This is a genomic window from Bifidobacterium mongoliense DSM 21395 (assembly GCF_000741285.1).
GTDB classification, from domain to species: Bacteria; Actinomycetota; Actinomycetes; order Actinomycetales; family Bifidobacteriaceae; genus Bifidobacterium; species Bifidobacterium mongoliense.
The window spans coordinates 24,306-43,880 of record NZ_JGZE01000001.1; the positions used below are offsets into that span (position 1 = coordinate 24,306).

General features: G+C 64.4%; 15 protein-coding genes. 6 read left to right on the forward strand and 9 right to left on the reverse strand.

The annotated features are described in order from the left end of the window. Positions 1 to 8: 8 nt before the first annotated feature. The 3 genes from pheT to BMON_RS00125 form a co-directional block, all read right to left on the reverse strand. A complete protein-coding gene (pheT, locus tag BMON_RS00115) occupies positions 9 to 2,618 on the reverse strand; it encodes a phenylalanine--tRNA ligase subunit beta (RefSeq protein ID WP_033512021.1) in 2,610 nt (869 codons plus the stop codon). A gap of 6 nt (positions 2,619 to 2,624) precedes the next feature. Next, positions 2,625 to 3,680, reverse strand: coding sequence for a phenylalanine--tRNA ligase subunit alpha (gene pheS / locus BMON_RS00120; protein ID WP_193345826.1), 1,056 nt, complete (start codon positions 3,678 to 3,680; stop codon positions 2,625 to 2,627). A 120-nt stretch (positions 3,681 to 3,800) separates the two neighbouring features. Further along, positions 3,801 to 4,673: a TrmH family RNA methyltransferase gene (locus BMON_RS00125; RefSeq protein WP_033512018.1), complete on the reverse strand. Its 873-nt coding sequence runs from the start codon at positions 4,671 to 4,673 to the stop codon at positions 3,801 to 3,803. 224 nt (positions 4,674 to 4,897) lie between these two features. Here BMON_RS00125 and BMON_RS00130 point away from each other — a divergent pair, with 224 nt between their 5' ends. Both BMON_RS00130 and BMON_RS00135 read left to right on the forward strand, forming a co-directional pair. Next, on the forward strand, positions 4,898 to 6,583 hold the full coding sequence (locus BMON_RS00130) for an ABC transporter permease (RefSeq protein ID WP_033512016.1): 1,686 nt from the start codon (positions 4,898 to 4,900) through the stop codon (positions 6,581 to 6,583). 91 nt (positions 6,584 to 6,674) lie between these two features. Then, on the forward strand, positions 6,675 to 7,607 hold the full coding sequence (locus tag BMON_RS00135; protein ID WP_237745262.1) for an ABC transporter ATP-binding protein: 933 nt from the start codon (positions 6,675 to 6,677) through the stop codon (positions 7,605 to 7,607). Here the strand turns inward: BMON_RS00135 and BMON_RS00140 are convergent. The 3 genes from BMON_RS00140 to BMON_RS00150 form a co-directional block, all read right to left on the reverse strand. Then, entirely contained in the window at positions 7,576 to 10,155 is a 2,580-nt protein-coding gene (locus BMON_RS00140; protein ID WP_051917721.1) for an ATP-binding cassette domain-containing protein, read from the reverse strand. The genes BMON_RS00135 and BMON_RS00140 overlap by 32 nt on opposite strands. A gap of 390 nt (positions 10,156 to 10,545) precedes the next feature. Continuing rightward, complete coding sequence (locus BMON_RS00145; protein ID WP_033512014.1) at positions 10,546 to 11,172, reverse strand: ECF transporter S component; 627 nt, start codon at positions 11,170 to 11,172, stop codon at positions 10,546 to 10,548. Between the two features lie 249 nt (positions 11,173 to 11,421). Further along, the gene (locus BMON_RS00150) at positions 11,422 to 12,789 is read right to left on the reverse strand and encodes a dipeptidase (RefSeq protein WP_033512012.1); all 1,368 of its coding nucleotides are present in this window, start codon (positions 12,787 to 12,789) and stop codon (positions 11,422 to 11,424) included. Between the two features lie 110 nt (positions 12,790 to 12,899). On the opposite strand from BMON_RS00150, the gene BMON_RS00155 reads away from it, so the two are divergent. The 4 genes from BMON_RS00155 (at position 12,900) to glnA (ending at position 17,674) form a co-directional block, all read left to right on the forward strand. Further along, on the forward strand, positions 12,900 to 13,508 hold the full coding sequence (locus BMON_RS00155; protein ID WP_033512011.1) for a DUF3043 domain-containing protein: 609 nt from the start codon (positions 12,900 to 12,902) through the stop codon (positions 13,506 to 13,508). 13 nt (positions 13,509 to 13,521) lie between these two features. After that, the gene (locus tag BMON_RS00160; RefSeq protein WP_081882705.1) at positions 13,522 to 15,126 is read left to right on the forward strand and encodes a dihydrolipoyl dehydrogenase family protein; all 1,605 of its coding nucleotides are present in this window, start codon (positions 13,522 to 13,524) and stop codon (positions 15,124 to 15,126) included. Positions 15,127 to 15,224: 98 nt separating this feature from the next. Beyond that, entirely contained in the window at positions 15,225 to 16,010 is a 786-nt protein-coding gene (locus BMON_RS00165) for a DUF4191 domain-containing protein (protein ID WP_033512009.1), read from the forward strand. Positions 16,011 to 16,237: 227 nt separating this feature from the next. Further along, a complete protein-coding gene (gene glnA, locus BMON_RS00170; protein WP_033512008.1) occupies positions 16,238 to 17,674 on the forward strand; it encodes a type I glutamate--ammonia ligase in 1,437 nt (478 codons plus the stop codon). Positions 17,675 to 17,739: 65 nt separating this feature from the next. On the opposite strand, the gene BMON_RS00175 is transcribed toward glnA, so the two are convergent. From BMON_RS00175 to BMON_RS00185, 3 genes are all read right to left on the reverse strand, one after another. Then, complete coding sequence (locus tag BMON_RS00175; protein WP_081882706.1) at positions 17,740 to 18,246, reverse strand: HipA domain-containing protein; 507 nt, start codon at positions 18,244 to 18,246, stop codon at positions 17,740 to 17,742. 22 nt (positions 18,247 to 18,268) lie between these two features. Then, on the reverse strand, positions 18,269 to 18,700 hold the full coding sequence (locus tag BMON_RS00180; RefSeq protein WP_033512007.1) for a hypothetical protein: 432 nt from the start codon (positions 18,698 to 18,700) through the stop codon (positions 18,269 to 18,271). Between the two features lie 174 nt (positions 18,701 to 18,874). Then, positions 18,875 to 19,573, reverse strand: a complete 699-nt coding sequence (locus BMON_RS00185; protein WP_033512005.1) for an ABC transporter ATP-binding protein — start codon at positions 19,571 to 19,573, stop codon at positions 18,875 to 18,877. Between the last annotated feature and the right edge of the window lie 2 nt (positions 19,574 to 19,575).

A 19,575-nucleotide genomic window follows, 5' to 3' on the forward strand; every position in this document is an offset into this window, starting at 1 on the left:
CGGGCGTGTCAGGCGCGCAACTGCGCACCCAATGCCGCCGTACCATCCACAATAGCCCGGCGCAACGCCTCGGTGTCCTTGGAGTCCAAGGTCTTGCTCGAGGAACGGAAAGTGACGGCGAAGGCCAAGGACCTCACGCCCGAGCCCAGCTGGTCGCCGGTGAACACGTCGAAGAGCTCGATGCGTTCCAAATCATCTCCGGAAGCCTCAACGATGGCGTCACGCACCTGAGCCGCACTGACGGTGCTCGGGACGGTGAACGCCAGATCCTGACGCACCGGCGGGAACGTGGAGACCGGTTTGGCCTGGACCGGCTTACCGTCGATCGCGGCGAACACCAGATCAAGATCGAGCTCGAATCCGCCGGTATGCGCGGGGAAACCGAACCGCTCGTTCACGGTGGGATGGAATTCACCCAAGCAACCGACACGCGTGCCGTCCACGGTCGCATAGGCGAACCGTCCGGGGTGCCACGATACCGGCACCTGATCGGCTGACGGTTGTTCGATAGCGACAGCAAGACCCAGGCGGTCCAGAACACGGTTGACCGCTTCGAGTGCATCGGTCCAGTCGACGTCGCGCTCCTCACCAAGCCACCCGGTGCGCACCGCCTTGCCCGAGAGAATGCCCGCCGCATGAAGGGGCTGCTTGGGCAGACCGGCGTCCAACGCGGCCAGCTGGTCATCGGTGGGCCGTTGTGCGCCTGGCAATGCTGGTATGGCGGGGGCGTTGGGATCGCGCAGATACACGTGACCCAGTTCGTAGATGGATACGTCGTCGATGCCACGGCGCCGGTTGCGCTGCACGGTCTGCGCCAACGTCAGAAGCACGCTGCGGCGCAGATACGGGCGATCCGCCGCCAAGGGATTGGCGACCTCGACGCTGATCGGGGCCAGCGCATCGCGATCCAATCCGGCCTTGGAGAAGTCATCGTCGCCCACGAACGGGTAGCTCAGCGTCTCCACCATGCCATACTCGGCCAGTTCGTCGGCGACCTGGCGACTGTGGCGCTGATCGGGGCTCAACCCGACGGCACCCTCGACGGGTGCGGGCGGCACGGTGACCGGAATCTCGTCATAGCCCACCAAACGGGCAACTTCCTCGACCAGATCGCAAGGCTCCCCAAGATCCGGCCGCCACGTGGGCGGAGTGACCGAGAAGATGCCGTTGCCGCCACCGGCCACACTGCACCCGATGTCGGTGAGAATCTCGCTGATGGTATTCACCGGGGTGTCCAACCCGGCCACACGGGCCACTTCACTGGCCTTGAAGGCGATGGCCTGCCTGCGCGGCGCGGTGTTGAGATCGACCGGATACGGCGAGGGGTCGCCGTTGCCGTACTTCTCCATGAGTTCGCACGCCATCTGAGCGGCGGCCGGCTGCATGTCGAAGTCGACGCCGCGCTCGAACCTGCGGGATGCCTCTGAGGGAATCTTGTGGCGCCGGGCGGACCGCGCGATGGAGATGGGATCGAAATGCGCGGATTCCAACAGGATGTTGGTGGTCGAGGCCGTGACCTCGCCGTACAGGCCGCCCATCACGCCGGCCAGACCGAGGATGCGCGATCCGCGCTGGCCGTCGGGAGAATCGGTGATGAGCAGATCCTCGACGCTCAGTTCGCGGTCCTTGCCGTCAAGGGTCGTGAGCCGCTCGCCGGCACGGGCGCGCCGCACGACGATCGGACCGGAGATCTTATCGAGATCGTAGGCATGCATCGGCTGGCCCAGATCCATCATGACGTAGTTGGTGACGTCCACGGCCAACGACATGCACCGCATCGTGGCGCGCACGAGTCGGCGACGCATCCAGTTGGGCGTGTGCGCTGCCGGGTCGAACCCGCGCACGGCCCGGGCATAGTACCGGTCGCAGCCGACCACACCGTGGATCGGACCATGGTCCTCGACGGCCACCTCGATATCCGTGGCGTGATCCTCCGGAATGCCCTGCGTGACCGGGGCCTTCGCGGCGAGATCCGTCACCGGATCGACGAAGACGGCGCCGGTGGAATGGTGGTATTCACGGGCTACCCCGCGATAGGAGAAGGCATAACCACGGTCCGGCGTGATGTTGATCTCGAGGATCGGCTGATCGAGGTGCAACAGATGCATGGCGTCGTCGCCGGGCTTGAGCGCGGCGTACTCCTCGGCGCTGAATCCGTAGTGGCGCAGGAGGATGATGCCGTCATGGTTGTCGCCCAGTCCCAGTTCGCGTTCCGAGGCGCACATGCCGTCGGACACGTGTCCGTAGGTCTTGCGCGGCTCGATCTTGAAATCACCGGGCAGCACAGCGCCGGGCAGGGTGACGACGACCTTCTCGCCGGCGGCCATGTTCGGGGCTCCGCACACGATGCCGCGCGGAACCTTGTTGCCCGCATCATCGGTGTCATTGTAGCGTTCACCGACATCCACATGGCACCAGTGGATGTTCTTGCCGTTCTTCTGAGGTTCCTCGACGGCGTCGACGACATAGCCGACGACGATCGGTCCGGTGACCTGGGAGGCGTGGATCTCCTCCTCCTCGAGGCCGACGCGCACGAGGTCCTTCGCCAGTTGTTCGTAAGTCAGATCCTGCGGAACCTCGACATGCTCCCGCAGCCAGTCAATATCGACCATAGGCATGGGCGTTCACTCCCCCATCACAAATTGTTTGCTGAACCGCACGTCGCCCTCAACGAGGTCGTGCATGTCATTGATGTCGTGGCGCAGCAGCAGCGTGCGCTCCATACCCACGCCGAACGCGAATCCCGAGTAGACATCAGGGTCGATGCCCGCGGATTTGAGGACGTTCGGATTCACCATGCCGCATCCGCCCCACTCGATCCAACCGGGTCCGCCCTTCTTGTCGGGGAACCACAGGTCGAGCTCGGCGCTCGGCTCGGTGAAGGGGAAGTAACTGGGCCGCAACCTGCTTTTCGCCTCGGGGCCGAACATGGCGACCGCGAGCTTATCGAGCACGCCCTTGAGATCGGCCATGGTCAGGTGCTTGTCGACCGCCAGCGCCTCGCACTGGTGAAAGACCGGCGTATGGGTGGCGTCGAGCTGGTCGGTGCGGAACACCCGTCCCGGCGACACGATGTACAGCGGCACACCGCGCGTGAGCAACGCCCTGACCTGATCGGAGGAGGTCTGGGTGCGCAGCACCATGTTCGACCCCACGAAGCCGGCGGCGTCCTTCGCCTGATTGCCTTTGACGTAGAACGTGTCCTGCATCTGTCGTGCCGGATGGTCGGGACCGAAGTTCAACGCATCGAAGTCGTACCATTCGGTTTCCACCTCGGGGCCGCGGGAGACCTGCCAGCCCATGGAGACGAAGAGGTCCTCGACGTCCTCCATGACCTTGGCGATGGGGTGCCGGGCTCCAAGCGGGCGGCGGCGCACCGGCATGGTCATGTCGACGCTCTCCGCGGCGAGGGCACGGGCCTCGTCACGTTCCTTGATCGCGGAGGCCTTCTGACCGAACGCACGTCCGAAATCGGCGCGGAGCTTGCCCATGAGCTGACCGGCGTCCTTCTTGCGGTCGGCAGGCAACGCCCCGATGGCCTTGCTCATCGCCGTCATCATGGAGTCAGCACCGGCATAGCGCGATTTGATGGCCTTGAGCCCATCCATATCGTCGGCCTTGCCGATCTGCTCGATGCCTGCGGCGACCTCATCGCTCACCGCCTGCGCATCGAATGCCATATCCTCTGCCACGAGTACCCTTTCCCTACTGCTTACTCCACACTGCGCACGGCCCGGACACGGGGCTACGTCAGCCTCGCACACCGGTGCAATCACGCCGTCCTCAGCATTTGAACGACTTCACATTCTCCCCATATGACTCGACATAGCCAGGGAGAAGAGCATCACGGCGGCGCTCGTCGCGAGATTGAGCGACTCGGCCTTGCCGTAGATCGGTATCGTCACGATCCGGTCGACCCGCTCGAGCAGCTGACGGGGCAGCCCCCGCGCCTCGTTGCCGAACAGTACGGCCTTGGACTGGCCCACGGCGACCCGGTCGGCCAACATGTCGGGCAGCGTGCGGGGTGCATTGCCGGGCGTGCCGTAGATGTCCGCGGCCACGACCGCGATGCCGTGCGCGGAGCACCACGCCAGCATCTCGTCGGCGCCCATGGTGAGGACGGGAATATGGAACAGTGAGCCGGCGGTGGATCGCACGACCTTGGGATTGAAGCGATCCACGCAGTCATCGACGAAAATCACCGCGTCGCACCCGGCGGCATCCGCCGCCCTGATCACAGCCCCGGCATTCCCCGGATCGCGCACCTGCCAGAACGCCGCGATGGTGGGCGTGTCGGACCACGCCACTTGGGATTCCTCACTCGTCAGCGCTCCCATATCGACGACGGCGGCGATGCCCTGGGCATTGGGGCTGATGCGGTGCATGACGGCCTCGCTGGCCCGATGGATATAGATGGAATCGCACTGCTCCGCCCGGTCGACGATCGCCGCCAGGGTCGGGGATCGTTCCTCCGTGTCTGCGCCCTCGGACTCGGAAAGCACATAGAGGTCCGACACCGCGTCGGGGACATGGGCGACGGCCTCCCGCACCGACTGCGGACCTTCGACGAGCACGCGGCCCGAACGGCGTCGGGCCTTGGCGTTGGCCAGATCGGCGACGCGGCGGATACGGTCGGATTTGGGATTGTCGAGCAGCGAGGGGTTCATGGGCATGGGCCCAGCATACCTCCGGTCGATCATCATCACCGGGTTCACGGCACGGACACGGGTTGCCGTCACCCGCGCCGCAACGAGCGTTCACAGCGCATTGACGGCATCGGTGAAGCAAGATTCCAGTCCGGTCGAAGGCAGCATCCGCATATCGGGTCTTGTATCGGAATCAACCAGCCGGAGCACCCCGCTGCGGCAATGATCACCAAGCCAAAGGTCACAATCCTATGTTCGTGCTTTCACATGCATGGAGAAGCGTCATTCGCAACAAGGGACGCAACGTCCTGATCATCATCGTCGTCGCCGTCATCGCCGCCTCCGCGACCATAGGCCTCTCCATACGTCAGGCCGCGGATGCGGCACGGTCCAGCGGCCTGTCCCACACGTCGGTCACCGCCCAGATTTCGCTCGACCGCAGCAAGCTGTTCAATGCCATGCGATCGTCGGGAAACAACACCGGCACCCCTGATTTCAAGAGCCTTCGGGCCTCGATCGCCGGCAAGGAACTCACACTCGCGGATTACGAGAAATACGGCAAGGCCTCCTCCACGTTGACCGGAGCGTATTACACGCAAACGGCGGCGGTGGCGAAAACGACCAACTTCCAACCGGTGTCCAGCACCGACACGTCATCGTCGAGCTCCTCCTCATCGTCATCGGATTCCTCGTCATCGAGCTCACCGCAGGGCGAGGCAAGGAACAGCACCTCGACCGGCAGAATGCAGGAGGGCGAGATGGGCGGGGGTATGAGGGACAACGGGGATTTCAAACTCATCGGATTCTCGTCGGACACCGCGGTCAAGAACGCCCCCAACGGCACGTTCACCATGAGCGCGGGCAAGGTCTTCGGCTATGCCGCCGCCGACACCGGCAAGGTCATCGTCTCCAAGTCGCTGGCCGACTTCGACAATCTGTCGGTCGGGAGCACGATCAGCGTCGCGAACGCATCGGACTCCTCCACAACCTACCCGCTGACCGTCGTGGGCATCTACCAGAACGGCGACGCCTCCTTAAGCGGTTCGGGGCCATCGTTCTCGACCGCAGCTGATCCGGCCAACGCCATCTACACCTCGGTGGCCACCATGAACGCACTGGGGCTGAGCTCGTCCAACGGCTCCACGAACTCCGGCACGACCGGTGACACCCAGTTGAGCTACTCCTATGTCTTCGCCAACAAGGCCGGCTATGAGACCTTCGTCAAGCAGGCCAAGCAGGCCGGTCTCTCCTCGGACTACACGGTCTCGTCGGCGGACGTCGAGGCCTACGACTCCAGCCTGATCCCGTTGAACAACCTGTCGACGTTCGCGCTGACCCTGCTGCTCATCGTCCTCGGCGTGGGCGCTCTGGTGCTGGTGGTGCTGAACGTCTTCAACATCCGTGAGCGCAAGTACGAAGTCGGCGTGCTGACCGCCATCGGTGTGAACAAAATCACGGTGGCGGCGCAATTCGTGGTGGAGCTGTTCATCGTCACCCTCATCGGTCTGACCATTGGTACCGGTATCGGCGCGGCCACCTCCGTGCCGATCTCGAACCAGCTGCTTGCCAACCAAGTCGCCGCCCAGACCAGTGAGCGCAGCAGCCAGGAACAACAGTTCGGGCGTGGCTTCCAGCAGAGGGACCCCGGGCAATCCGGCGCCACGGGGTCGAACGGTGGCACCGCATCGGGAGGTGGCACGGCACCATCGATCACCGGCAATCGTTCCACCGGCAGACGAGGGTCACTGTTCTCCGGTGCCAACTCGCCATTGACCAGAACGACCTCATACATCGCCACGGTCAATTCCACGGTCAATTTGACCGTACTTGGCGAACTGATTCTGATCGCCATCGGTCTGGCCGCACTGTCCTCGCTGGTCGCCGTCATCTTCGTCATGCGCTATGAACCATTGCAGATTCTCGCGGACCGCTCCTAGCGACGGACGTGCACGTGCAGTCCGCCGAGAACGGCACGGCGCTCACCACCTCGCCTCGCACATCACACAACAGACAACACCAAGGATCATCATGACCACACCGAACACATCGACACCAACGACGGGCACGCCTTCCCCTACGACGGGCACACCCTCCCCGACCCCAGGCACCTCGGACACCCCGGCAGCCCCGAGCGCAATACGAGCCGATGAGCCGGCAGCGGAGATCCGCAGCGACGTCCAGTCCTTTGATCCGTCGCCAGGAGTGGTGCTCGAGATGCGCAACGTCAGCTACTCATACACGAAAGGAGGCAAACGCGTGCTGCGCCATATCAACCACCGTTTCCGTGCCGGACGGATGTATGCGATCACCGGACCGTCCGGGGCGGGCAAAACCACGATGCTCTCGCTGATCTCGGGACTGACCAACCCCTCGGAGGGCGAAGTGCTGTATCGGGGCCGGAACCTGGCCGATCAGGATCGCTACCACTACCGCAGTCACGACATCGGGGTGGTCTTCCAAAGTTTCAACCTGCTCCCCGGCTTGACCGTCGCCGAGAACATCATCCTGTCCATGGACGCGGCCGGCAAGCGATACCCTTCGAAGCGCGAACGGGCCGTGGCGCTGCTCGAACAGGTCCATTTACCTGCGGCATACGCCCATGAACGCATCCTGCATCTTTCGGGAGGCGAACAGCAGCGCGTAGCCATCGCCCGCGCATTGAGCACCGACCCGCACATCATCGTGGCCGATGAGCCCACCGGCAATCTCGATATGGCGACACAGGAGGACATCATGGACATCTTCCGATCCATGGCCCATGACGCCGGGCGCTGTGTCATCATCGTCACACACAGCCCCGAAGTGGCGCACGGTTGCGATGAGACCTTCGCTTTGTCCCCGCTCCGGCAGACCTCGCGCCGTAGTGCCGTGGTCCACGACGGGGTATCGTCAATACGACAAGGAGATGGAGGCAATCGGCGCGATACGATCAGCCGCCGAAGGGCGCGAAGGCGCCGGTAACGATGGACACGATCAGCGCCACCGCGGGCATGGATACGCAACCGATCAGAAATACGTAATCACGCGTATGCACGGCGCTCAAGCGGGCGTGGCTGCGCGGTCCCAGACCACCGAAACCTCGGGCCTGCATGGCGGTGGCGAGCATGGTCGAACGCCGGATGGACAGCACGAGCAGCGCGAACGCCTGCGGCAGGAACGCCTTGACGGCGTTGTCGTCGCCCAGTCCACGCGAGCGTCGTGAGGCGGTCAGTGCGGTCCAGTCGTCGCTCAGCACGGAAAAGAGCCTGATGCCGGCAAGGCCTCCGTAAACGAACCGGTCGGGCAGCCGCAGGACCTGGCTGAAGGAATCGGCCAGATCGGTGGCGTCGATGCCCAGCACCGCGATGATGGCGGGGATGCCTATCGCGAGGATACGGATGCCGGTCGCGACCGCGAGCTGCGACGAGCGGTCGGTGATGTTGATCATCCCCCATTGCCACCATACGGCACCACCGGATTTGCCATACAACAGCACGGCCAGGGCCGATCCCGGCGCGCCGACGAAGATCGGCCAGGTCGATCGCACGATGCGCAGAGGGCTGAATCCTATGGCCATGAGCACCACGACCTCGAGGGCCAACGCGGTGCTGGCCGAAACCCAGTCGAGCGACACCAGCAGCGGCAGGGAGGCCAGGAATCCGCCCATCAGACGGTAGCTGGGATTCAATGAAGCGAGGTAGGGCGAACGACTGGCGTCCGCCTCCTGCTCGGCACGGGCGTTGATGGCGCTCACCGCGACCCGTTCCGCACCGGATGCGGGACCGGCGGAGGCCGGGCCGAACTCGACCACCCTGGCGCCCAACGCGGTGACCAGGTCACGGTCATGCGTGACGACGATGATGCAGGTCTTGTCGGCCCGCAGGTCGTGGATGAGACGCACCATCTGCATCCACGTGCGCCGGTCCTGCCCGAACGTCGGTTCGTCGAGGATGAGGACCCGTGGTGCGGCCGCAAGCGCAGAAACCACGGTGAGTCGCCGTTTCTCGCCGCCCGACAGGGTGTAGGGATTCACCGCGGCATAGCGTCGCAGGCCGAACCGCTCGAGCAGGGCTAGGGCCCGTGTGCGGGCCTCCTGCGGGTCCATGCCCGTGCGCAGAGGTCCGAGCATCGCCTCGTCGAGGACGGAACCGCGGGCGAACTGGTGTTCGGGATTCTGGAAGACATACGAGATGCGCGAGGCCAGGTCCGTCGAACGCCAGTCGATCGGCGAACGGTCGTCCAGCCCCTCGGCGAGATCATCCCCGGCACGCACCTCGCCCGACACCGGATGCAGCAGGCCGGCCAGCGTGAGCGACAACGTCGATTTACCAGCCCCGTTCGGGCCGATCAGCGCCGTGATCTGTCCGCTGCGGAACGCCAGGTCGACATGCTCTGCGATCGGCGTGCCGTCACGACCGATGGCCAGATCGCGGGTACTCAGGATCGGCTCGCCCACGCCTTCGGCGGGATCGTAGACGGGCTCCTGGGCGGTGTGGATACGGCTGATCTCGTCGCCGGCCCTGCGATATCGCCTCGGGACCCAGATGCCCAGGGCGGCGAAGTCCAGACTCGGATCGGAGAACACCTCATTGGGGGTGCCATCGGCCACGACCACGGTCCGGCCGAAAGCGTTGCCGGACACGCCATCATCATCGTGAGCGTCGCCGGCGGTGCCATTCTTGGCGGCGTCGCCGGCGGCCCTATCCTCGACGGCGTCGCCATCGACGGCCTCCCGCCCCAGGACCACGACGCGATCGATGAGATCGATCCAGGGACCGGCGCGATGCTCGACGAGTACCATGGTGGCTCCGCTGCCCCGCACCACGTCGGATACGGCCCCCACGATCTGCTTGACACCCGCGGGGTCGAGATTCGCCGTCGGTTCGTCGAGCAGCAGCACGCCGGGTCGCATCGCCAATGCACCGGCGAGCGCCAGACGCTGCATCTGCCCGCCGCTCAGATGCATGGTGGAGCGGTGCAGTTGCAGTCCGCCCAGCCCGACATCCTCGAGACTGCGCCTCACCTGCGGCCAGATGCGCGCACGCGGCACATTCATGTTCTCCGGACCGAACGCGACGTTATCGCCCAACCGCTGGAAAATGGCCTGGGCATCGGGGTCCTGGAGCACCAGACCAACGCTGCCGCGGGCGTTCTGCACAGGGATCCCCCGGACGAGCACGCACCCCTCGGTCACGCCCCCCTCGACGTCCATGACCGCCGGAGCGACCTCGGTGCCATCATGGTCCGGATGCGCCGTACCGTCATCGGCCAAACGCACCTTGTCGGCGCGGTCGACCTCGACCACCCCGGCAGCGTCGTCGGCACGGTCATCGGGCGCGGACCCTGCCGAGTCGGTTTCGCCGTCGCCCAGCAGCCCCGCGGCCCCTTCGAGTATGGTCGATTTGCCGATGCCGGAGGCGCCGAGCAGCAGCACCCGCTCACCGGCGGCGATGCTCAGGTCGAGCCCGCGCACCGCGAAGTGACGGCGCGAGGCATGGCGGTACCCCCAGTGTTCGAACCGTAGGCTCATGCCGATGCGTTCGCTGGGCGCGGCACCGTCCGATGACCCCTCGTCGTGCGGGTCCCGCCGCGCCGCGGGGTCCACGGACACCTTCGGGCCGGCACCCGGCATGCCCTCGACGATGACGGTACCGGATTGTGATGATGCGGAGCTGGCCATGCCTCTTCCATCTGTTCAATGGCGCCGACGGCACGCTTCCCGCACGATCTCACCGCGGGGATGCCGTATTCTTACGCCACAACGTCGTGTACAACTATCAAGTATTCATATGGCCGCGAGTCGATTGCCTCGCCTCACGGACACGGGGTCCGACGCCCGAAGACGCCGGACCCCGTGCATGCGGATCGCGTGCGGACGAACCCGGGAGCACCCGGCCGCCGCACACGACAGGAGGCCCGTTCAGGCGCCGATGCCGCGGATCTCGCGTCCTGAGCCGAAGGCGTCGAGCGCGCCGGTCTTGGCGATGCCGATGTAGAGGTACCACATGAGCACGCCGGAGATCAACGCGCCGGAGATCAGCGTCGTGATGAGGTACCAGATGCCATAGGCGCCGCCGAAATCGAAGCCCTGCAGGTGGGTGAAGAAGGTGTAGGCCCAGCAGGCGACACCGGAGACGACGCCGGAGAGCGTCACGCTCAGCAGGTTCCACACGCGGTAGGCCACGACGAGGAACACGATTTCGGCGCCGACACCTTGGGCCAAGGAGATCAGCAGGGTGTCCAGACCGCCCCACATATTGCCCATCAGCGCCTCGAGGACACCGGCGACCACTTCGGCGTAGATCGCGGCGCCCGGCTTGCGCACGATGACCGCCGCGAGCGGACCTGCGAACAGCCACAGGCCATTGAACAGGCCAGACAGGCCGGGTACCAGCGCCTCCATCGGCGTGCCGATGGGCGTATACAGCAGGGATACGGCCCAGTAGATGAATGCGCTTGCGACGCCGATCACCGAGGCGACGGCGATGTCGACGACCCGCCAACGCAGATTGGGTTTGGATGCAGAAGCTGCAGCAACTTGACTCATGGAATTGTGCCTTTCGTACGACCATGGCGCAATGCACGCGCCATGTGATGTAAGGCACGGGAAAGAGAGACTTCCGTGCGCCGGCATTACCCGGATTCACGTTCGTTCGGTCGAGGATCCTCATCCTCATCTCAGCCACGGCCCGCGCTAGCGGACCGCAGCCCCCGTGTCACCGCACAGTCTAGAACGGGGGTCGGTCAACGGCGGCCAACGGCCGGGCAACAGCGGCCAACGGCAGTCAACGACCGGTCAGCGACCGAGGGACCGCAGCAGCAGCGCCTCGGCGAGCACATCGTTGCGCAGGCCGGACAGGCTCACTGATTCGTTGAGGCTATGGGCGTTCGAGATGGGATCCTCGGGGCCGGTGGCCAGGACCTGCGCGGCGGGGAAGAGACGCTGCAACTCGGGGATGAAGGGGATCGAGCCTCCCTCGCCCTTGTTCACCGGGTCGACGCCGTATGCCTCGCGCAACGCCGCCAAGGCGTCCTTCGCTACCTCGGTGTCAGGGTCCATGGCCCATCCCATGCCGTTGTCCAACGCCGTCACCTGCACTTGCGCGCCATGCGGGGCATGTGCGACGAGGAAATCGGACACCGCCCGCTGCGCCTCCTCGGGCCGCTGGCCCGGAGCAGTACGGACGGAGAGCCGGAACCGGGTCGTGTCCGCGATGACGTTGAAGGAATCGTCCACCGGGGTGCCGTCCACGCCGATGACCGTCGCACTGGGCTTGGTCCACAGGCGCGAGGCCAACGAGCCGGTACCTGCCATCCGATACGAGTCGACGACCGCGGCGTCGCGCCGCACCGACGCCTCATCCAGGTCTCGCTGCAACCCGCCGACAGGTTCCTGCGCGAGCAGTCCAGGTATCACGAGATCGCCACGGTCGTCATACATCGAGGCGATGAGCATGGCGGCCAGCGTGTGCGCGTCAAGGACGGGACCGCCGTACTGGCCCGAATGCACCGGATGGCGCAGAACCCTCACACTCACGTCCATGGTGGTGTTGCCCCGCAGGCTCGTCGTGAGACTGGGGACGTCCGGGGCCCAATTCCCCGAATCGGCCACGATGATGATGTCGGATGCGAATTCCTCGCGATGCGCCTCGATGAAGGGGATGAAGCTCGGGGACCCCATCTCCTCCTCGCCCTCGATGAAGACCTTCACGTTGACGGGCAATGCGTCGCCCAAGGCATGCAGGGCGCCGGAATGAATGGCGATGCCGCCACCGTCGTCGCACGATCCACGGCCATAGAGCCGGTCACCCACGGTCGTCGCGACGAACGGTTCGGTGTCCCAGGCGCCCGCATCGGGCACGGGTTGGACGTCGTGATGGGCATAGAGCAGCACCGTGGGGGCCTGGGGATCGACCATCCGTGAGCCGACGACCTCCCAGGCGCCCGCCGTCCCGTCGGGATTCGTCGACTGGACGACCCTCGCATCAATGCCCACGCCACGCAGCTCATCGGCCACGAAATCGGCGGACCGGCGCATATGGGCGCCATCGATGCCCTGGGAGGACACGGAACGCAGCGCGATCTTGCGCGTCAGCATGTCGACGACCCTAGGGAAATCGGCGTGCACCCGTTGGCGTATATCATCCGCGTTGAACGATGTCATGGTTCTCCTATCCATGGGGATGGCGATGTCCGCAAACCGTATGGAACCCGCCGTGTTGCGCGCCGTATCCCATACGGCACAGCGTCTAGGCGTCACCGTAACCTGCAAGCATGACATGGAACCCCTTCAAGAAGAACGGTACGGGCGACGAGGCGCAGAAGCCTCTGACCGAAGCAGAACCGGGCGAGCGCAAAGGCCGCCCCACACCGAAACGCCGCTTGGCGGAGGAACGCAATCTCCGTCCCCTGGTACCCAAGGACCGCAAGGCCGAGGCCAAGGAGTCCAGGCGCCGCATGCGCGAACGCGAGAACCGTCAATACGACGCGATGCGCTCGGGCGATATCGCACATATGCCCAAGGCGGAGCGCCTGCCCTGGCGCATCTACATCCGCGACTACGTGGATGCCCGCTTCAACATCGGGGAGTTCTTCATCCCCGTGGCCTTCGCCATCCTCATCCTCTCGATGCTTGTGACCATCAAGTGGCCGGCTCTGTCGATACCCATGATGCTACTCATGTACGCGTACCTCATCGCGGTGATCATCGATGTGGTCGTCATGTGGCACGGCCTGAGAAAGAAGCTCGTCGCCAAGTACGGCGAGGCCGCGGTCGGCAAGGGCTCCCGTTCGGGTTCGTACGCGTGGAGCCGCGCCATTCAGATGCGTCGCTGGCGCCTGCCCAAGCCGCGCAGCCCCAAGCGCGGGCAGTGGCCGAAGTAGGCCGAGCACGGTTATGACACCATCGACGGCCGATACAACTCATACACCGCAGACCGGCGCGAACGACCCGGACACGGCAGACCGGAACACGACGGAAAACGACGTCCAGGCCACGGCGAATGCCGCGGCGTCAGGCGCCCCCGGCACGGCGGATGTCATTATCATCGGCAGTGGCCCCGGGGGCTACGCCACCGCGTTGCGCGCGGCCGAACTCGGTCGATCGGTCGTACTGGTGGAACGGGGTGACGCCTTGGGGGGCACGTGTCTGAACCGCGGATGCATCCCCACCAAGGCCCTCATCACGACGGCCAGGGCCGTCGACGCCGTCCGGCAGGCCCCGAATGTCGGCATCGACGCAACGATCACGGGCATCGACTTCGGTACGATGGTGACCTACAAGAACCGTATCGTGCGGACCATGACGGAGGGGCTGCGTGGTCTCCTCGCGCATCGCGGCGTGGTGGTGTTGCAGGGTGAGGCGACGGTCACCGATCCAGCACGTCGCATGGTCACCATCCAGGCCAACGGAGGACGTGACCAGGTGCTGTGCTTCCGCAAGGCGGGAGTGTCCGAGTCCTGTGGAACCACCGTGAACGTGCAGGCCGATGACATCGTGCTCGCGACGGGCTCGAGACCCACGCCGCTGCCCTGCCATGATTTCGCCGGCGCCCTGATCGATTCCACGCAGGCGTTGTCCCTGGTGCATGTGCCCGCCACGGCCACGATCATCGGTTCGGGTTCAATCGCCGTCGAGTTCGCCACGATATGGAGCGCCGGAGGCTGCGAGGTCACGATGCTGATACGTCACGGACGCGCCCTGTCGCACTGGGATCGTCGGTCGGGCACCACCCTGACCCGGGAACTCAAACGCCGTGGCATCCACATCATCCCCGATACCCAAATCACGGGAGTCGACGTCGGGGTCAATCTAGGAGCCACCGTCCATTACACGGACGCCGCCGGTCAGGAGCGGACCATCTTCTCAGAACTGGCCCTGACCGCCATAGGCCGGGTTCCGAATACAGACGACGCATGGTGCAGGGCCCTGGGCGTCGACATGGATGACGATGGTCATATCGTGACCGACGCCTATGGACGCACGAAGGCGTCCGGGATCTGGGCCGTCGGCGACATCACCCGAGGACCAGGACTCGCCAGCAGGGCCTTCGCGCAAGGCATCACCATCGCCGAACGGATGGCGGGGCACGACTGCACGCCGGTGGATGACGACGCCGTGGCACAGGTCGTCTTCTCCTCCCCCGAGGCGGCCACGGTCGGGTGCACCATGGAGCAGGCACGGGATCGGGAGGATCTCGACCACGTGCGCGAATCCATGTATCCGATGCTGTCCAACGCCCGCATGCTCATGAGCGGTTCGGCGGGGTCCATGTCCATCGTCAGCGGCGAACGCCGTGAGCAACCCGGCGTCGAGGTCGTGCTCGGCGTCCATATCGTGGCTCCCAACGCCAGCGACATGATCGGCGAAGCGGAGCAGATCATCGCGAACCGCATCCCCTTGGACCGGGCCTCCTCGCTCACCCACCCTCATCCGACGTTCTCCGAGGCATTCGGCGAGGCGCTGTTGCTGGCCGACGGCAGGCCGTTGCACACGCGATAGCCCGCAGGTCGGATCGGATTGGCGGCCCGGCTGGTAGACTATCGGCTCAGTATTGTCAGTCATCAATAGTGTCAGGTTCACAGCAAGCGAGGAAGTCGATGGCATCGAAGGGCGCGAAGCCGGCCAATAAGCAGAACATCATCAAGCAGATCATCCAGATCTACCGGTACACGGCACCCGAGGTGCCTTTGCTGCCCTGGATGCTGGCGGGGGTCTTCCTCCTGCCGCTCGTCGTGGCCGTGGCGCTCGGCGTCATCATGCACTGGTCGCCGGTCATCTGGGTCATGCTCCTCATCACCGCGATCATGTTGGGCGTGTTGCTGTTCACCATCGTGCTGACCAACCGCGCCGACAAGGTCGGCTATGCCAAGATCGAAGGCCGTCCGGGCGCCGCCGTCAGCGTGCTGAGCAATATCAACAAGGCCGGCTACACCTTCCCCGAGGAGCCCGTCTGGATGGATCCGCGCAGCAAGGACGCCATCTGGCGTGGCACGGGGTACAACGGCATCTACCTGCTGGGCGAGGGCGGCTACGGCCACGTCATGCGTGAGATGGACAAGCAGGAGCATGCCATCAAGGGCGTGACCGCCGGCTCCACCATCCCCGTCTACCGCATCGCCGTGGGCAAGGGCGACAAGCAGGTGCGGCTGAGCGATTTGCGCCGCACAGTGCTTCGGCAGAAAAGCTATGAGCCGACCGGGTACAAGAACGCCCTGATGAGAACAATCCACCCTCGTCGTCGCTTCATCCTGACCAAGGCCGAACTCGCCACGCTGAACGACCGTCTGCGCACCTTGCAGACCAAGCAGGGCTTCGGCATCCCCAAGGGCATCGACCCGACGAGGCCGCAGCGCATGAGCCGACGCGCGATGCGCGGACGCTGATCGAACCGGCGTTGACCACCATGTGAGCACCGAACGATGCGGTGTGGCTCATCGGACCGGCCGCATATCCGCCCATCATCAATCCCCGCAGGCTTCCGGCTTGCGGGGATTCGTCGTATCCGCATCCAAACACACGCTACGAAACATGTTCGTAACCCAACAGGCGAGCTGAGGAAACGCATCCCCCTAGACTGGAACCCGTAAGTTCATAGGAAAGGAGCGGTCCATTGACTGCACTTCAAACCAAAGCCGACGCCGAGGCGCTGATTAACAAGGAAGGTGTCGAGTACGTCTCCATACGCTTCACCGACCTCATCGGTGTCCAACAGCACTTCACGGTCCCCGCCTCCGAGTTCATCAAGGAAGCGTTCACCAACGGCATGCCCTTCGATGGTTCCTCGATCAAGGGGTTCCAGGCCATCAATGAGTCCGACATGAAGTTGATCCCCGATGTCAACACCGCGTTCATCGATCCGTTCCGCAAGCACAAGACCATGGACGTGGCCTTCTCGATCGTCGATCCCGTCACCGACGAGCCGTATTCCCGCGATCCCCGCCAGGTCGCCGGCAAGGCCGAGACCTATCTGAAGTCGACCGGCGTCGCGGACACCGCTTCCTTCGCCCCCGAGGCCGAGTTCTTCATCTTCGACAAGGTCCGCTTCGAGAACTCCATGCAGCGTTCCTTCTACGAGGTCGACTCCATCGAAGCCCCGTGGAACAGCGGCAGAGATTACGAGGAGGACGGCACCCCCAACATCGGCTTCAAGAACCGCATCAAGGGCGGCTACTTCCCCACCGCTCCCCAGGACCACAACCAGGACCTGCGCGATGACATGGTCGCCAACCTGCAAAAGGCCGGTCTGAGCCTCGAGCGTTCGCACCACGAGGTCGCGGGCGCCGGTCAGCAGGAGATCAACTACCGCTACAACTCCTTGCAGTTCGCCGGCGATGATCTCATGAAGTACAAGTACATCGTGCACGAGACCGCCGCTCAAGCCGGCAAGGTCGTCACCTTCATGCCCAAGCCCATCGCGGACGACAACGGCACCGGCATGCACTGCCACCAGTCCCTGTGGAAGGACGGCAAGCCGCTCTTCTACGACGAGCGCGGCTACGGCGGACTCTCCGACATCGCCCGTTGGTATGTCGGCGGTCTGATCAAGCACGCGGCATCCGTCCTGGCGTTCACCAATCCTTCGATGAACTCCTACCACCGCCTGGTTCCGGGCTATGAAGCGCCCGTCAACCTGGTCTACTCGGCCCGTAACCGTTCGGCCGCCATCCGCATCCCGCTCGCGGGCACCGCGCCGTCGGCCAAGCGCATCGAGTTCCGCGCCCCGGATCCGTCCTCGAACCCGTTCCTGGCCTTCTCCGCCCAGATGATGGCCGGCCTCGACGGTGTGCTCAACCACATCGAGCCCCCGGCCCCGGTCGACAAGGACCTCTATGAGCTGCCCCCCGAGGAGCACGCCGGCATCAAGCAGGTTCCCGGTTCACTCACCGAGGCGCTGCACGCCCTCGAAGAGGACCACGACTTCCTGACCGCCGGCAACGTGTTCACCGACGATCTCATCGAGACCTGGCTCGACCTCAAGCACGGCGAGCTCGATCTCGCCCGCCTGGCCCCGACCCCACTGGAGTACGAGCTGTACTTCAACATCTGATCGGCATCGCCTCATCGGAACAAGGAAACCCCGCACCAATCACACGGTTGGTGCGGGGTTTCCTGTCATGTCAGGCGACGTGCGCATGAGGGTTCACCGTACCAGGAGCAGTTCCACAAGTTCGGCGTCACCAGAACCGGCGGCATCGGCTGCGGGCGTTTGCCGACCGGTTCCTCGATCGCAAAGTTCTTGGCATGGGCATCGGTACCTGCCATCAGGAAATTCAGAATCAATGCGATGTAGAACAGACCGGTGCTGGTTGAATCCAATCCGTTGATTCGCAGGCACGCAAGGATTTCAGCTGCTCCCGGCCCACCATCGGACTGGTATTTCTCGGACGTCGGATGCCCGGTCGCCTGACACAGATCCTCCTGATGGATTCGGACAACCTCCGTATCACCGTGCTGATTCGTGGTGTATTCCCGGTCCCACCGCTCACTGACCAGCGCCGGCAGTCCGTCGAACTCCCTGAATTCGCAATTCGATACAGGCACGTGCAGCCTGGCTATCGTCTTCAGACACACATACTCATTACATGCCTGTTCGTGCAGCTTGAGGATGCCTGGTTTAATGTCTGTGCACTGGTGATAGCGTTCAGCTTTCGCGTTTCTTTAACCCGGCGAAGGTCTGCGCCGTGTAGCTGGTTTGCGCATCGATGTCGTCAGCCACTCGCTGCTTTTGGTCAATGACCTGCCGCCGGAAGGAGATGAGATCCCAGATACATGGACTGACGCTGTCGGGCGGGGTGCTGTTCATGGGAACCACCTTGCCCTTGGGCCATGGTTCCACCTTGCCGCGGGCAAAGAGATCGGCAGGCAGTGTTGAGACCTGGGCCGCTGTTTCGATGGCGTTCAAGTGGTCCGAATACAGCAGCCCCCATCCCTGCTGCGCCTCCCTGAGCAGACAGAAACAACCCAGCCAGACGCACACATAGGCGACGATCCCGATCATCAGCGCACGCCGAACCGGATGCCGGCTTCCCGCCGATCCATGTTCATCCCCCTGCGCAAGTGCGCCGCCGCTCATTGATCCCACTCCATGCGTCAGAATCTATAGTAGACTTCATATTGCAACCCGTACCAGATCAGATTCTTATGGCCCGCCTGCACGGCATAGGCGCCGTTGATCAAGCCGTGACGTGAACGCATCGATCGGGGTGGTGCTGATTCGATCAACGGACCCAGGCGCGATTTATCCGGTTCACTGGTGTTGCAGCCTGTCGAGATATTGTTCCAGGTCCAGTCGCCGTCGGTCGGTGTTGTGCCCCTCCACGTCGAAAATCTCGTCGCATCCGCCGCTCAACGCGTCGTCATGGGTGGCGATGACCACGCACGCCCCCTGCGCCGCGCCGGCGAACAGCAGGTCGGTGACGAGCCGCCGGTTGTCCGCATCCAACGAGGCCGTCGGCTCATCGGCGAAGATGTACCGCGCGTTCTTCCACAACGCCCGCGCGATGCCGACGCGCTGCCTCTCGCCCCCGGAGAGCACGTCCACCCGTTCCCCCACGAGATCATGCAACCCCACGTCGCCGATGATCTCACGCAGTCGCTGCGGGAGCCTGCGCACCCCGCTGCCCCGACCACGACGGGACAGGGTGATGTTATACAGGACGCTTTCGCCGGGGATGATGCCGTAGTCCTGGTAGACGAACGCCGCCTGGTCCCTCCAGAACGCCCGGCGCCGCCCGTCCCCCCACCCGGTCGCATCGCGCCCGTCCACACTGACGGAGCCCGCAGTGGGACGCAGCAGCATGCCCAGAATGTTCAGCAGCGTCGTCTTGCCACAACCCGAACTACCCGTCAACGCATAGGTTCTTCCTGGCTTGCATTCCAGTGTCACGTGTTCGAAGAGCGGATGGCGGCCGATCGTGTAGCCGGCGCCGTTGACTTGTATGTTCATGA

Bases quoted from the DNA above. Each gene is read 5' to 3' on its own strand.
- BMON_RS00145 (WP_033512014.1), bottom strand. From the start codon at position 11,172: ATGAGTCAAGTTGCTGCAGCTTCTGCATCCAAACCCAATCTGCGTTGG.
- pheT (WP_033512021.1), bottom strand. From the start codon at position 2,618: ATGCCTATGGTCGATATTGACTGGCTGCGGGAGCATGTCGAGGTTCCG.
- BMON_RS00160 (WP_081882705.1), top strand. From the start codon at position 13,522: ATGACACCATCGACGGCCGATACAACTCATACACCGCAGACCGGCGCG.
- BMON_RS00140 (WP_051917721.1), bottom strand. From the start codon at position 10,155: ATGAGCCTACGGTTCGAACACTGGGGGTACCGCCATGCCTCGCGCCGT.
- BMON_RS00125 (WP_033512018.1), bottom strand. From the start codon at position 4,673: ATGCCCATGAACCCCTCGCTGCTCGACAATCCCAAATCCGACCGTATC.
- pheS (WP_193345826.1), bottom strand. From the start codon at position 3,680: ATGGCATTCGATGCGCAGGCGGTGAGCGATGAGGTCGCCGCAGGCATC.
- BMON_RS00165 (WP_033512009.1), top strand. From the start codon at position 15,225: ATGGCATCGAAGGGCGCGAAGCCGGCCAATAAGCAGAACATCATCAAG.
- BMON_RS00135 (WP_237745262.1), top strand. From the start codon at position 6,675: ATGACCACACCGAACACATCGACACCAACGACGGGCACGCCTTCCCCT.
- BMON_RS00130 (WP_033512016.1), top strand. From the start codon at position 4,898: ATGTTCGTGCTTTCACATGCATGGAGAAGCGTCATTCGCAACAAGGGA.
- BMON_RS00155 (WP_033512011.1), top strand. From the start codon at position 12,900: ATGACATGGAACCCCTTCAAGAAGAACGGTACGGGCGACGAGGCGCAG.
- BMON_RS00150 (WP_033512012.1), bottom strand. From the start codon at position 12,789: ATGACATCGTTCAACGCGGATGATATACGCCAACGGGTGCACGCCGAT.
- BMON_RS00180 (WP_033512007.1), bottom strand. From the start codon at position 18,700: ATGAGCGGCGGCGCACTTGCGCAGGGGGATGAACATGGATCGGCGGGA.
- BMON_RS00185 (WP_033512005.1), bottom strand. From the start codon at position 19,573: ATGAACATACAAGTCAACGGCGCCGGCTACACGATCGGCCGCCATCCG.